13 protein-coding genes are annotated in these 13,352 nt (G+C 59.2%); 9 read left to right on the top strand and 4 right to left on the bottom strand.

The window, feature by feature from the left end; all coding sequences use genetic code 11:
- Window positions 1–243 (top strand): DUF1289 domain-containing protein, encoded by a 243-nt coding sequence (locus JL015_RS18300; protein ID WP_201001100.1) that lies wholly within the window; start codon window positions 1–3, stop codon window positions 241–243.
- A 137-nt stretch (window positions 244–380) separates the two neighbouring features.
- Complete coding sequence (gene rnk, locus JL015_RS18295; protein ID WP_201001102.1) at window positions 381–788, top strand: nucleoside diphosphate kinase regulator; 408 nt, start codon at window positions 381–383, stop codon at window positions 786–788.
- Window positions 789–844: 56 nt separating this feature from the next.
- Here the strand turns inward: rnk and JL015_RS18290 are convergent, their stop codons facing one another.
- From JL015_RS18290 to JL015_RS18280, 3 genes are all read right to left on the bottom strand, one after another.
- The gene (locus JL015_RS18290; RefSeq protein WP_201019442.1) at window positions 845–3,697 is read right to left on the bottom strand and encodes a class I adenylate cyclase; all 2,853 of its coding nucleotides are present in this window, start codon (window positions 3,695–3,697) and stop codon (window positions 845–847) included.
- Between the two features lie 185 nt (window positions 3,698–3,882).
- The gene (locus JL015_RS18285) at window positions 3,883–4,131 is read right to left on the bottom strand and encodes a TIGR02647 family protein (protein WP_201001104.1); all 249 of its coding nucleotides are present in this window, start codon (window positions 4,129–4,131) and stop codon (window positions 3,883–3,885) included.
- A 195-nt stretch (window positions 4,132–4,326) separates the two neighbouring features.
- A complete protein-coding gene (locus tag JL015_RS18280) occupies window positions 4,327–4,602 on the bottom strand; it encodes a hypothetical protein (protein WP_025257965.1) in 276 nt (91 codons plus the stop codon).
- Between the two features lie 178 nt (window positions 4,603–4,780).
- On the opposite strand from JL015_RS18280, the gene JL015_RS18275 reads away from it, so the two are divergent.
- Window positions 4,781–5,455: a glutathione S-transferase family protein gene (locus tag JL015_RS18275; protein ID WP_201019441.1), complete on the top strand. Its 675-nt coding sequence runs from the start codon at window positions 4,781–4,783 to the stop codon at window positions 5,453–5,455.
- Window positions 5,456–5,509: 54 nt separating this feature from the next.
- On the opposite strand, the gene argH is transcribed toward JL015_RS18275, so the two are convergent.
- Window positions 5,510–6,904: an argininosuccinate lyase gene (argH, locus tag JL015_RS18270; RefSeq protein WP_201001106.1), complete on the bottom strand. Its 1,395-nt coding sequence runs from the start codon at window positions 6,902–6,904 to the stop codon at window positions 5,510–5,512.
- Window positions 6,905–7,039: 135 nt separating this feature from the next.
- Between argH and JL015_RS18265 the strand changes: the two genes are divergently transcribed.
- From JL015_RS18265 to JL015_RS18240, 6 genes are all read left to right on the top strand, one after another.
- Window positions 7,040–8,122, top strand: coding sequence for a sensor histidine kinase (locus JL015_RS18265; protein ID WP_201019440.1), 1,083 nt, complete (start codon window positions 7,040–7,042; stop codon window positions 8,120–8,122).
- Window positions 8,119–8,865 (top strand): LytR/AlgR family response regulator transcription factor, encoded by a 747-nt coding sequence (locus tag JL015_RS18260; protein ID WP_201001108.1) that lies wholly within the window; start codon window positions 8,119–8,121, stop codon window positions 8,863–8,865. The genes JL015_RS18265 and JL015_RS18260 overlap by 4 nt, the downstream gene beginning before the upstream one ends.
- Before the next feature lie 227 nt (window positions 8,866–9,092).
- Window positions 9,093–10,034 carry a hydroxymethylbilane synthase gene (gene hemC, locus JL015_RS18255; protein ID WP_201001109.1) on the top strand — a complete coding sequence of 314 codons (942 nt, stop codon included), beginning with the start codon at window positions 9,093–9,095 and terminating at the stop codon, window positions 10,032–10,034.
- Complete coding sequence (locus tag JL015_RS18250; RefSeq protein WP_201001111.1) at window positions 10,031–10,810, top strand: uroporphyrinogen-III synthase; 780 nt, start codon at window positions 10,031–10,033, stop codon at window positions 10,808–10,810. Before hemC ends, JL015_RS18250 begins: the two co-directional genes overlap by 4 nt.
- A 50-nt stretch (window positions 10,811–10,860) precedes the next feature.
- Window positions 10,861–11,979, top strand: a complete 1,119-nt coding sequence (locus JL015_RS18245; protein ID WP_201019439.1) for a uroporphyrinogen-III C-methyltransferase — start codon at window positions 10,861–10,863, stop codon at window positions 11,977–11,979.
- Window positions 11,976–13,220 carry a heme biosynthesis protein HemY gene (locus JL015_RS18240; RefSeq protein WP_201019438.1) on the top strand — a complete coding sequence of 415 codons (1,245 nt, stop codon included), beginning with the start codon at window positions 11,976–11,978 and terminating at the stop codon, window positions 13,218–13,220. The genes JL015_RS18245 and JL015_RS18240 overlap by 4 nt, the downstream gene beginning before the upstream one ends.
- Window positions 13,221–13,352: the final 132 nt, after the last annotated feature.

The following is a 13,352-nucleotide window of genomic DNA, read 5'->3' as shown; positions in this document are numbered from 1 at the left end:
GTGACCGATAACACCGCACCCGCACGACCACCCAAGCCGCTGTACAGCAACGTCAGCCCGGCCGTGCCTTCACCATGTGTCAGCCTGTGTCGGCTTGATGAGCAAAAAGTCTGTCTGGGCTGTTTTCGTCATGTAGAAGACATTCGTGAATGGCGTTCGGCCGATGACGAGCGCCGGCGTCAGATTCGCCTTGATGCCGATCAGCGCAGAGAGCTTGCCCAGGAAAACCGCATCGCGGGTTAACGCCCCGTCGGGTTGTGTATTTATTGGCTGATGTTAATGTCAGAACCTGCTTCTCTAGATAGAGGGGCTTGTCAAAACCCCGCCGTATCGGCGGGGTTTTGCTTTTGTTGCGCAGAAGAAAGGAGACTGCCTGAACCATGAACACCACACCTTCCATCATCCTCACCCGGCTCGATGTACAGCGCCTTGAGCGCCTTATCGATAGTCAGACGGTGTCCAGCCCCGGCATCGAGGCCTTGCAGGCCGAACTGGACCGCGCCGAACAGATCGTCGGTCACGATGAAGTGCCTGCCGGGTTGGTCACCATGAACTCGCGTGTGCATTGCCGTGAAGAGGGCAGTGGCAAGGATTATCACCTCAAGCTGGTCTACCCGCAGGACGCGGGTGCCGAAGGCACGGTTTCTGTACTGGCGCCCATAGGCTCGGCCCTGCTGGGCTTGCAGGTCGGCCAACACATCGACTGGCCCGCTCCGGGCGGCAAAACACTCAAACTCACCCTGCTGGCGGTGGAATATCAGCCGGAGGCGGCAGGGGAGTATTTGTAGGGGAAGCTGTAAGTTTTAAGCTGTAAGCCTCAAGCTTTTGACTTGCAGCTTGCAGCTTACCTACTGCTCTTCTCCATTTCCTCATTCAGGGCCTTTTCCAGCTCTGCCTTGTGGCGCAGGAACAGGATGCTTTGCCCGTGGCCGTCATCCAGCAGGCCGGAGAGGTCGAGGTCGGTGATGTAGCAGCGGTAGCGTTGCGGTTCGCGGCGGCGTTCGAGGATCTGCTGGGCTACCACGGCAAACAGCTGGTCGCCATGTTCCAGTTCGGAAAACTCGCTGTTGTCGCAATACAGCGTGACGTTCATCTGGCCCGGTGAGGTCTCTTCGATAATCGCCTGCACGTCATAGAACGGCTTGTCCGCAGCGGTCGGCGCGGTGCGGGGTTCGATGCGCCGGGCGCGGCCTGCGCCGGACGGCAATACCTGGTAATAAAGCATGTCCAGCAAGACAGGTTCTGCCGGGTTATCCAGTGGCAGCGATGCGCCGCGCCGGTAAACCAGTGAATGGAAGAAGCGCTGCAAGGGCAGCAAAAGGCTCTGTTCGTCGTGATACGGCAAGCGCTGGTGCCAGAGCGCGTTGTGTTCGTCGAGCACATAGAGGTCGGCGTCCGGTTCGTTGACCCGATAGAACACCTGAATGCACTCCGGCTGCCCATAGGGCAGGATCAGCGCCAGGTCGTGATCGTCCAGGGCTTGCGGGTCCAGATGCAACGGGCTGTAGCGCGGTGACTCTTCGCCCAGATAATTGAACAGCCCTGACAGGCTGTTGACCACTACATGGCCCACTTGACCGGGAATCATCTTCAGTACGTGATACTGCTGCTGCACTTGAATCAGGTAGCGATGGTTCAGGCCTCTGGCGAGCAGCAACTGCGCGGTATTGATCAGTTCCTCGACCCGCTGCGCAATGGCCGGCGCACGGTTGTGGCAGAAACAGCGCACACGTATGCGCGGCTGGGCCTCGCCCTCGGGCAGATTGCTGAGCAGCTCGCTCATGCAGTCGAGCAAGGCGTAAGGCCCGTCGTAGCGGCTGACCAGTGTTTCGTTCCAGCTGTTGAGGGTGATCTGGTCCAGCGTCAGCACCAGATTCTCCCGCACGCCAGCATAACTGAGCGAGTCGGTACGCTCGGTCGTCATCAGGATATTCAGGTCACGATGGTGCCTGAGCGGATCGACGCCCACGTTCACCAGCAGGAGTATCTCGTTGGGCACACTGGGTTTGAGCAGGTGCTCGTCGCTGACTTCGTTCAGTGGCAAGGGGATTGTCTGTTGCAGGGCTCCCAGCAGGTTGAACAGTTCAAGCTCGCTCAGGTCGCTGGCGCCAGGGTGCAAGGCCAGGCGGGTGGTGGTGTCGATCACGCCGTTGCGATGGCACCAGGTCAGTAGTTCAAGCAATTCCCGGCTGCGCTTGATGGGCGAGAAGCTTTGCCATTCCTGTGCCCCAAGGTTGCCGTTGTACAAGGCCCACTGGTTTTTCCCCGGTTCGCGCTTGTTGGGGGCGTTTACCAGGGTCAGGGTGTCTTCCGCCAGATCGGGTGCGATGCCGGGGTTGATGAACTCGACCTTGCCTGCCTTGCGCTCAAACGCAGCATACAAGCGTCGGCCCAGCACGCTGACGTCACGGGCAGTAATGGCGTTTGGCGCGTTTTGCGTACGTGCGAACTGCACCAGGAAGCGATAGCTGTAATTCAGTTCGTTGACCAGTGACCGGCGTTCATGGGCCACCTGGCGGACTTTCCACTGGCTGCGGCTGTCGAGCAGCGCCAGTTGGCGCTCATCCCAGCCCCATTCCCTGGTCAGGCGCTCCAGCAGCAATCGCTGCCAGCTATTGCTGCGCTGACGGGCCGGGCCAGTGAGCTTCTTGTTGACCTTCAGGTACAGGCTGCGACGTACCAGCTCCAGGCGTTCCGCTTCGTTGCGGGCCTGCAAGTGCTCTTCGATCCTCTGGTACACGACCATGTAAGGATCAAGTTCGTCCAGATCCAGCTGGTTGGCGAATACGGCCTGTTTGAAGCGCAGGCTCAGGCACTGAACGCTTGGGTGCTCGCTGGAGTAGACCTCGATCAGTAACAGCTTGAGGACGGACTTGTAGGGCGATTCGATGCCTTTGAACAGTTGCCAAAGCCCCGCCCCGATGAATTCCCCCGGTGGAATATGGGTCATGGGGCCAAGGTCGAGTACTTCGTCGGCGCGGATGAAGCGCTTGGACAGCAGCGTGTGGGTGTACTCGGCGTAGCGTTCTTCTTCATAGACCGGCACCAGCCACCACATGGGCGTGCGACCGGCGAGCCAGATGGCGGTGCGGTAGAACTCATCCAGCAAGAGATAGTGCTGGCTTGTGCCGCAATCGTCGGAACTGAGCTGGGTGTCGCGATCCCCGACCCGGAAACGTTGCGGGTCGATCAGAAAGAAGTGCGCTTCTGCACCCATGGACGCAGCCCAGGTTTCCAGCGCCTGGCACTTCTTGCGCAGTTCGGCGATGGCTTCTGGTGCAAGCTCCGAGTCGTGGCAGACCCAGACGTCCATATCGCTTTGCTCGGCCTGCGCCAGCGTTCCGAGGCTGCCCATCAGGAACAGGCCATGAATGGGCTGGGGCGGATTGCCGTGGCGGGCTTTATAGGAAAAGGAACGGGTCAGCCGCTGAGCTTCTGCCAGTGCCTGGGCATCGGGTTCGTAATGGGAAACGCCCGCTGGCGTGCTGCTGGAAACATAGCCCGGAAGCAAGGGGTGATTGACGTGAAAGCACAGGGGCAACAGCGTCAGGACACTCTGTTGACGAGTCGAGAGCCCTTCCATGGCGCGCGCATACCGCCCGTCATTGAGAGTCAGGAAGCGGTTACGTAACTGGCTGAGTACCTTGCGGTCGATACCCTCATCCAGGTCGGGACGAATTTCAAGATTTCGCGTCATCGCAACTCAAGCATCTGGCCTGCGCAGGCGTTGAAGTGGTCAGCAGATGGCGAAGAAGACTACAGCCGAGAGGATACATGAACGGTCGGGTTATTATTCTGGCGCCGGTTTTCTATCGGCGTACATTCCCATAAATGGAGGGCCTGCTGCACCTTTTTGTTTGCACTGGCAGGCCCGGCGTCTTTTCAGGCCGCCTCTTCGGAGACGTTCAGGATGGTCAGCAGCGATTGGGCATGCTCGGCAGCTTCAAGACCGAGGCTCGTCAGATAGCCACCATCGACTTGGGTGGTGAGGCCTTTTGCAAAGAGTCTTTTTGCAGCCGCAATGGCTGTCGGGGCTGCTACATGGTGGACTTTGAGGCCTTCCTGGGTGTTGCCCAGGTTGAACAGTGCGAGGATTTCCAGTTCGGCAACCAGCTCAGGGGTATACGACATAAGGACTCCAGACTTTTTGTAGTTGGCTGGGTCGTGAGGGTTACAGAATCGACAAGGCTGTGTGACACGTCGGTTCTGTATGACCGTTAACGCCAGCTTGCAGGAAAGCCCCAGGGTGTTGAGTGGCAGAGGGGCTTTTGCAGTGTAGCCAGAGGCTGGAGTCTTTGCAGCATATCTCTTGCAGGAATATCGAAGTCAGGCCTCTGGCGGCAGTTCCGGCAAGGCGCGCAAGGCGGTTTCATACCATTGGGTATTGAATGGCCGGTCTTCTTCGAGCATGGCATCGATCTCGATTGCCAGTACATGCGCCATCAGCTCAAGAATGTCTTCACGCTCATAACCGACCAGGGTCAGCTTGTTGTAGGTGGCCTTGGCGGCTGGCGGGTTATCTGCCTCGATCTGGTTTTCAATCGCTTCGATCAGAGTCGATGCGGTGAACTCTTCTTCATCGTTATCGATTGGGTCGGTCATGGTAAGTCCTCAGTGAAGGCTGGCAGTTTAACTGGATTCTTTTGCCCGTGTCGGCTTCGGTGAAGCCTGCCTGTCAGAACCGTCTTTAAGTTGTGTGAGGAGTGCTTAACCCACTGACACAGTTGGAAAAATATATAAAAGTACCGCCACAAACAACTTAATGGTCAAGGAGGCCGACGTGTTGAAGCTTTATGGTTTTGCCGCAAGCAATTATTTCAATATGGTCAAGCTGGCTCTGCTGGAGAAGCAGTTACCCTTTGAAATGGTTGCGCTGCATGGATGCCAGAATCCCGAGGTACTGGCGATCAGTGCCCGAGGCAAGGTGCCGATACTGGAAACCGGACAGGGTTTCATCAGTGAGACTGATGTCATCCTGCGCTACATCGAGGAAACCCAACCCGGCCGGGCGCTACTCCCCGAGGACCCGTTCTCTCGTGCCCAGGTATGGACCATCGCCAAGGAAATCGAGCTGTATATCGAGTTGCCAGCGCGGTTGTGTTACGTCGAAGCCCTCTTCGGTTGCCGGCCCACCCCTGAAGACATCAAGGCCAAGGCGCGCCGGGACCTGCTCAAGGGATTCCAGGCCCTGGCCCAGCGTGCTCGTTTTGCACCCTATGTAGCAGGCGAGAAGTTCACCCTGGCGGATCTGTATTTTCTTTACAGCGTCGACCTTGCCCAGCAAGTCGCAGAGAAGTTGTTCGGGATGGATCTGTTGCGGGATATGCCGGGGGCGCGTGCCCTGCTTGAGCGTCTGGCGCTCAATCCGAATGTGCAGCGGGTAGCGGCCGACAGGGACGCTGAATGGCCAGCATTCCTGGCGCGTGTGCAGGCGGTGGCGCGTAAAGCCGGGTAGATACCGTCTTGCCCCGTCGCGGCCCGGCAGGCCTGGCCGCGACGGCGACCCTTTTTAACGGCTGGCCAACAGCGCCTGACCACGACCCACGGCTGCCCGGACTTGCTCCGGAGCTGTACCGCCGATGTGGTTACGTGCATTGACCGAGCCTTCCAGCGTCAGCACGGCGAACACGTCCTGTTCGATCTGATCGCTGAATTTACGCAGCTCTTCCAGGCTCATTTCTGCCAGATCCTTGCCGGTTTCCACACCGTACTTCACGGCATGGCCCACGATTTCGTGGCAGTCGCGGAATGGCAGGCCGCGACGCACCAGATAGTCGGCCAGGTCGGTGGCAGTGGAGAAACCCCGCAGCGCGGCTTCACGCATGATGGCGTGCTTTGGCTTGATGGCCGGGATCATGTCGGCGAAGGCGCGCAGGGAGTCGCGCAAGGTGTCGGCTGCGTCGAACAGCGGCTCCTTGTCTTCCTGATTGTCCTTGTTGTAGGCCAGCGGCTGGCCTTTCATCAGGGTCAGCAAGCCCATCAGTGCGCCGAACACGCGGCCGCTCTTGCCGCGAACCAGCTCCGGGACGTCCGGGTTCTTCTTCTGCGGCATGATCGAACTGCCCGTGCAGAAGCGGTCCGGAAGGTCGATGAACTGGAACTGGGCACTGGTCCAGAGCACCAGCTCTTCGGAGAAACGCGACAGGTGCATCATCGCAACCGAAGCGGCAGAACAGAACTCGATGGCGAAGTCGCGATCCGAGACGCCGTCCAGCGAGTTGCCGCCTACAGCGTCGAAACCCAGCAGCTTGCAGGTCAGTTCGCGGTCGATCGGGTACGTGGTGCCCGCCAGCGCGGCGCTGCCCAGTGGCATGCGGTTCAGGCGCTTGCGGCAGTCGACCAGGCGCTCGTAGTCACGGCTGAGCATCTCGAACCAGGCCAGCATGTGGTGACCGAACGTCACTGGCTGGGCGGTCTGCAGGTGAGTGAAGCCCGGCATGATGGTTTCGGCTTCACGCTCGGCCTGTTCCAGCAGCCCTTTTTGCAGGCGGGTGATTTCGCTCAGGATCAGGTCGATTTCGTCACGCAGCCACAGGCGGATATCGGTGGCGACCTGATCGTTGCGGCTACGGCCGGTGTGCAGCTTCTTGCCGGTGATGCCGATGCGGTCGGTCAGACGCGCTTCGATGTTCATGTGCACGTCTTCCAGGTCGACGCGCCACTCGAAACTGCCTGCTTCGATCTCGCTCTGGATGGTTTTCAGGCCATCGATGATGGTATCGCGTTCGGCTTCGGTCAGTACGCCGACATGGGCAAGCATCGTTGCGTGGGCGATGGAGCCCATGATGTCGTGACGATACAGGCGTTGATCAAAGGTGACGGAAGCGGTGAAGCGCGCGACGAAGGCGTCGACGGGCTCACTGAAACGGCCGCCCCAGGACTGGTTGGTCTTGTCGGTGCTCATGGAGATTCGCTCGTTGCTCTGCTGAAAGTGGCGTGCCCGGTTCTTGGCACAAGGGCGCTGGTGATGATAACAGGTTGTTGCTTTTTTATTCTCGGATGGCTTGCCGCTGACGATGCCAGGGCTGAGACTGAGCCTATGCGAAAAGACCCTTTGAATCCCAAAGTCAAAACCGATCCCGGCAAAGACTTTTTCCTGCCCGAACTGTGCCTGCCGCAGACCTTGCTGGTGCTCGTCGTACTGGCCGAGTTGCTGGTGCTGGTCATGGTGCTGCTTGAGCCCATGCGCCCGGCGTTCGACTGGGTCTGTCTGGCGCTGATGTCCATGTTCGTGCAATGGATCGTCTTGTTGTCGGCGGCCTTGCTGTGCGCGTTGCGTCCTTGGCTGGCACGCCTGCCCGCAGGCCTTGCCGGTATTCTCAGCTGTTTGCTGGTAGTCGGGCTAACCTTGTTGTGTGCGGCGGTGACGGATGTCTGCCAACTGACCGGCAGGATCTCGCCGGGCAGCATGGTTGAGCGCTATATCCGCTATTCGTTGATCGCGTTGATCATGTCGGCGCTGATGTTGCGCTATTTTTATTTGCAGAGTCAGTGGCGCAAGCAACAGCAGGGTGAGCTACAGGCCAGGATCGAATCGCTTCAGGCACGGATTCGTCCGCATTTTCTGTTCAACACGCTCAACAGTATTGCCAGCCTGGTGGCCAGTAATCCGGTCAAGGCCGAGCAGGCCGTTCTGGATCTGTCGGACCTGTTTCGGGCCAGCCTTGCCAAGCCCGGAACGCTGGTGACATGGCATGAGGAGCTGGCGTTGGCGAAACGATATTTGTCGATTGAGCAATATCGTCTCGGCGAGCGTCTACAGTTGGATTGGAGGGTGAGCGCAATTCCTGATGATTTGCCTATTCCCCAGTTGACCTTGCAGCCATTGCTGGAAAACGCTTTGATCTATGGCATTGCCCCGCGTATCGAAGGGGGCATAGTCACAGTCGAGGCAGACTATGAAGGGGGGGAGTTCATATTGTGTGTCAGCAATCCCTATGAAGAAGTTGCCACACGGCAGACTTCCAACGGTACTCAACAGGCCCTGTTGAATATAGGTGCACGCATTACGGCACTTTTTGGCCCGCACGCCAGTCTGAGCGTGGAGCGCCGTGACGGTCGTCACTACACCTGTCTACGCTATCCTTGTGCGAGACTCACGCAGGAAGCCAGAGCAATATGAATGTCCTGATCGTTGATGACGAACCCCTGGCCCGCGAGCGACTGAGCCGATTGGTCGGTGAAATCGAGGGTTACAGGGTACTTGAACCCAGCGCTACCAATGGCGAAGAAGCTTTGGCGCTGATTGAAAACCTCAAGCCAGATGTCGTGCTGCTCGATATCCGCATGCCGGGTCTCGACGGTCTTCAGGTCGCGGCGAAACTGTGCGAGCGTGAAACTCCGCCCGCAGTTGTCTTTTGTACTGCGCACGACGAATTTGCACTGGATGCCTTTCAGGTCAGTGCGGTCGGTTATCTGGTCAAACCTGTCCGCCCCGAGAATCTTCTCGAGGCACTGAGAAAAGCCGAGCGACCCAATCGTGTGCAGTTGGCAGCGATGACCCGCCCGGCTGCCGAAAGTGGCAACGGTCCGCGCAGTCATATCAGTGCGCGAACCCGCAAAGGCATTGAACTGATCCCGCTGGATCAGGTGATCTTCTTCATTGCCGACCACAAGTACGTCACCCTGCGTCATGAAGGCGGCGAAGTACTGCTGGATGAGCCGCTCAAGGCACTGGAAGACGAGTTCGGTGATCGATTCGTGCGTATCCATCGCAATGCGCTGGTGGCACGGGAGCGGATCGAGCGTTTGCAGCGCACGCCGCTGGGGCATTTCCAGTTGTTCCTCAAGGGGCTCAATGGCGACGCCTTGATCGTCAGCCGCCGGCATGTCGCCGGGGTGCGCAAGATGATGCAACAGCTTTAGGTACGAAAAAGTGGCTGCGCTCGCCGGAAGGCTTGCAGGATGTCGAGCCGGTTCCTGTCCACAGAGAGTTGCCGTTGTGGAGGCCCCGATTTCAGGCGGGTCGCGCTTTAGCCACTGTCGTTTCGTTGATCCGGGTCATGAAGCCGTTTTTACTTTTTGAGTCAGCGCTGAAGTCGTTCAGGTTGTGCTGTTATTATCCGTCGCATCTATCAAGCACGGATTGATTCATGTCCTCTCGCGAAATCCGCATTGCCACCCGTAAAAGTGCGCTGGCCCTCTGGCAGGCCGAATATGTCAAAGCCCGGCTTGAGCAGGCTCATCCGGGGTTGATCGTGACTCTGGTGCCTATGGTCAGCCGTGGCGACAAGTTGCTCGACTCCCCGTTGTCGAAAATCGGCGGCAAAGGCCTGTTCGTCAAGGAACTGGAAACGGCTCTTCTGGAAAACGAAGCCGATATCGCCGTGCACTCGATGAAAGATGTGCCGATGGATTTCCCCGAAGGCCTCGGACTGTTCTGCATCTGCGAGCGCGAAGACCCGCGTGATGCGTTTGTTTCCAATACGTTCAGCAGTCTGGAGCAGCTTCCTGCTGGCAGCATCGTGGGCACTTCCAGCCTGCGGCGTCAGGCTCAGTTGCTGACACGTCGTCCAGACCTGGAAATCCGGTTTCTGCGCGGTAACGTCAATACTCGGCTGGCCAAGCTGGATGCCGGAGAGTACGACGCGATCATTCTTGCGGCTGCCGGCCTGATCCGTCTGGGCTTTGAAGACCGAATCACCTCGGCCATCAGCGTCGATGACAGCCTGCCTGCCGGAGGGCAGGGCGCCGTCGGGATCGAGTGCCGCAGCGCCGATACTGAAATTCACGCATTGCTTGCGCCGCTGCATCATGGCGACACCGCCGTGCGCGTGATTGCCGAGCGTGCGCTGAACAAGCACCTCAACGGTGGTTGTCAGGTGCCTATCGCCTGCTACGCCGTGCTGGAAGGCGATCAGGTATGGTTGCGCGGTCTGGTGGGTGATCCGTCAGGCGGCCTGTTGCTGCATGCCGAGGCGCGCGCCCCGCAGACATCGGCTCAGGCGTTGGGTATCCAGGTTGCCGAAGACTTGTTGGCCCAGGGGGCGGGCAAGATTCTTCAGGCTGTCTATGGCGAGGCTCGAGAAGAATGAGTACCTGGCGTCTGTTGCTGACCCGTCCCGCCGAAGAGTCGGCAGCACTGGCCAAGGCCCTGGCCGAGACCGGCGTGTTCAGCAGCAGTCTGCCTTTGCTTGAAATCGAGCCGTTGCCGATAACACCTGCGCAACGCTCGATGATTTTCGACCTGCCTCTCTATAGCGCTGTGATTGTCGTCAGCAAGCCCGCCGCCCGGCTTGGGCTGGAACTGATCGATGAAATCTGGCCGCAACCCTTCATCCAGCCCTGGTTCAGTGTGGGCGCGGCGACAGGGCAGATTCTGCTGGACTATGGTTTGATCGGTGTGAGCTGGCCCGAGCATGGGGATGACAGCGAGGCCTTGCTTGAGCTGCCCAAATTGCAGGAGGCTATCGACATCCCGGGCAGCCGTGTGCTGATCATGCGCGGTGATGAAGGGCGCGAGCTATTGGCTGAGCGTCTGCGCGAGCAAGGTGTTAGTGTCGACTACCTGCCGTTGTATCGTCGTTTTCTGCCACAGTACCCGCCTTCGACCCTTTCTCAGCGCGTCGAATCGGAACGCTTGAACGGGCTGGTGGTCAGCAGTGGGCAGGGTTTTGAACATCTGCTCCAGTTAGCAGGCAATGCGTGGCCGAAACTGGCCGTGTTGCCTTTGTTTGTACCGAGCCCCCGGGTCGCCGAAATGGCGCGTGCCGCCGGGGCTCAAAACGTGGTTGATTGTCGTGGCGCCAACGCCGCGGCATTGCTGGCAGCGTTGCAGGATCAGCCTCAGCCTGTCGTCAAGGCGTATTGATCGACGAGTTGTCGTTTACGCTACTACGCCCAAATGCAAAGGATGGATACGTGAGCGAAACAGCCTTGCCAAAAGATGAAGAATCGGTGTTGAAAACATCGACATCCACACCCGATCCAGTGCGCCCCTTGCGTCCGGGTAATCGCAGCAACGGTCTGGTGATCCTGGCCTTGCTGCTTGGTGTTGCAGGCGTTGCCGTCGCCGGTTGGGGGGTATGGCAACTGCGCATGTTGCAGGCCGGTCACTTGCAGCAGCGAGGACAGGTTGAAAACATTGCCGAGCAGACCCTGGCCCTGACCCAGAATGACCAGCAATTGAGCGCCCGTCTTGCTCAGTTTCCTCCTGCAGACCAACTGGAAGACAGCCGTCGTCTGGTCGCGCAATTGCAGGGTGATCAGCAGCGCCTGAGCCAGCGTCTGGAAACCGTGCTGGGTGCCAGCCGCAAGGACTGGCGTCTGGCTGAGGCCGAGCATCTGCTGCGCCTTGCCAGCCTGCGCCTGTCGGCGTTGCAGGATATCAACAGTGCCCAGGCGCTGGTGCAGGGAGCCGATGAGATCCTGCGTGAGCAGGATGATCCGGGTTCGTTTGCTGCCCGTGAACAATTGGCCAAGAGCCTGGCGGCATTGCGCAGTATCGAGCAGCCGGATCGCACGGGGCTGTTCCTGCAACTGGCGGCGTTGCGCGACCAGTCGGTGCAGCTCAACCGTCTGGCGCCCGAATACGAAGATAAAGGCGAGCCGCTGTTGGGGCTGGCCACGGACAAGAACGACGACAGTTACTGGTCCCGCTGGTGGAATCACATTTCCCATTACTTCCGTATCGACTTCAACGCCGACAAGGACATTCGTCCGGTACTGGCCGGCCAGAGTCTGGCGCAGGTCCGTCTGGCACTGAGCCTGGCGCTGGAGCAGGCGCAATGGGCTGCACTCAATGGCGAGCCGAAGGTGTATACCCAGGCTCTGCTGGAAGCCAAAGGCGTCCTGCTGGCCAATTTCAATCAGGATGAGCCGCAGAGCAAGGTGATCGGCGAACGTCTGGATACCCTGATCAAAGAGCCTGTTTCGGTGGTGACGCCGGATCTGGCGCAGAGCCTGAGCGCAGTCCAGGCCTACCTTGAGCGTCGTCATGCATCAAGCCAGCCTGCCGAGGTTCGGGGGATCAGCCCATGAAGCGCGCCTACCTGCTGCTGTTCATTGCCGTCGCTATTGCAGCGCTGATCGGCATCGCCATTGCCGAACACTCCGGCTACGTATTGATCGCCTATCAGAACTTCCGCTATGAATCGAGTCTGTGGGCGACTCTTGGCCTGTTCGTGGCGCTTTTGCTGCTGGTCTTCATTGCCCGGTTACTGATCACGCTGCTCACGACATCCGGGGGCGTGGTCAATCCATGGTCACGTCGTAACCGCAGCCGTCGGGTGCAACTGGCAATCGAGCAGGGGCAGATGGATCTTGCCGAAGGCCGCTGGGCCAGCGCGCAGCGTCATCTGCATCGCGCTGCCGAGTCTGATCCCCAGCCGCTGCTCTACTACCTGGGTGCAGCGCGTGCTGCCAACGAGCAGGGTCGCTACGATGAAAGTGACAACCTGCTGGAGCGTGCGCTTGAGCGTCAGCCGCAGGCGGAGCTGGCAATTGCCTTGAGTCATGCGCAACTGCAACAGGACCGGGGCGATACCGACGGGGCGTTGAGCACCCTTCAGGCGATGCATGAACGTCATCCACACAATCCGCAGGTGCTGCGCCAGTTACAACGCCTTTATCAGCAGCGGGGCGATTGGTCCGATCTGATCCGGCTGATGCCCGAGTTGCGCAAGGACAAGGTGCTGCCGCCCAGGGAACTGGCTGAACTGGAGCGCCGCGCCTGGGGTGAGAACCTCACCCTGGCCGCGTATCGCGAGGAAGGTGACGGCGAGCCGACCGGCCTGCCTTCACTGGAAAAAGCCTGGAAAGGCCTGACCTCCGCACAACGACAGGAGCCGCAACTGGTGCTGGCTTATGCCGAGCAGTTGCGTCGTCTGGGTGCCGAGGCCCAGGCCGAAGAAGTGCTGCGCACTGCGCTCAAGAAGGACTACAACAGCCACTTGGCCAGGCTTTACGGTCTGGTGCGCGGCGGTGACGAATCGAAACAGTTGCAGGCTGCCGAAGGCTGGCTCAAGCATCATCCCGATGACCCGAGCCTGTTGCTGAGCCTGGGGCGTATATGTCTGCAATCCCGTCTGTGGGGCAAGGCCCGTGATTATCTGGAAAGCAGCCTGCGGTTGCAGCGCAATCCCGAAACCTGTGCCGAACTGGCACGGCTGCTGGCACAGATGGGCGATACCGATCGCAGCAATCAACTGTTCCAGGAAGGTCTGGGAATGCTTGATGAGCGTTTTCTGGCGCGTCCGCTTCCGGCATTGAGCAGCAACTGAATCCAGCGCCATGAAAGCCCTGCTTCAGGGCTTTCAGCCTGAAAAACATGGTCAATTCAAGCCGCTTGGTTTTCTTTCGCAGTGGCTTGGATTGCTCCTACAGTGATCAGTAAAGAATCTTCTTTCTCTGGT

Origin of the sequence: Pseudomonas cichorii (assembly GCF_015471405.1) — a bacterium.
In the GTDB taxonomy this organism is placed as follows: Bacteria; Pseudomonadota; Gammaproteobacteria; order Pseudomonadales; family Pseudomonadaceae; genus Aquipseudomonas; species Aquipseudomonas serbiensis.
Note: the sequence above shows the minus strand (reverse complement) of the source record. Positions and strands in the feature narration are given on the sequence as shown.

What these genes read in the sequence shown, in the direction of transcription:
- JL015_RS18290 (WP_201019442.1), bottom strand. Translation starts at nt 3,697, where the DNA reads ATGACGCGAAATCTTGAAATTCGTCCCGACCTGGATGAGGGTATCGAC.
- JL015_RS18250 (WP_201001111.1), top strand. Translation starts at nt 10,031, where the DNA reads ATGAGTACCTGGCGTCTGTTGCTGACCCGTCCCGCCGAAGAGTCGGCA.
- argH (WP_201001106.1), bottom strand. Translation starts at nt 6,904, where the DNA reads ATGAGCACCGACAAGACCAACCAGTCCTGGGGCGGCCGTTTCAGTGAG.
- JL015_RS18280 (WP_025257965.1), bottom strand. Translation starts at nt 4,602, where the DNA reads ATGACCGACCCAATCGATAACGATGAAGAAGAGTTCACCGCATCGACT.
- hemC (WP_201001109.1), top strand. Translation starts at nt 9,093, where the DNA reads ATGTCCTCTCGCGAAATCCGCATTGCCACCCGTAAAAGTGCGCTGGCC.
- JL015_RS18240 (WP_201019438.1), top strand. Translation starts at nt 11,976, where the DNA reads ATGAAGCGCGCCTACCTGCTGCTGTTCATTGCCGTCGCTATTGCAGCG.
- JL015_RS18260 (WP_201001108.1), top strand. Translation starts at nt 8,119, where the DNA reads ATGAATGTCCTGATCGTTGATGACGAACCCCTGGCCCGCGAGCGACTG.
- JL015_RS18265 (WP_201019440.1), top strand. Translation starts at nt 7,040, where the DNA reads ATGCGAAAAGACCCTTTGAATCCCAAAGTCAAAACCGATCCCGGCAAA.
- JL015_RS18285 (WP_201001104.1), bottom strand. Translation starts at nt 4,131, where the DNA reads ATGTCGTATACCCCTGAGCTGGTTGCCGAACTGGAAATCCTCGCACTG.
- rnk (WP_201001102.1), top strand. Translation starts at nt 381, where the DNA reads ATGAACACCACACCTTCCATCATCCTCACCCGGCTCGATGTACAGCGC.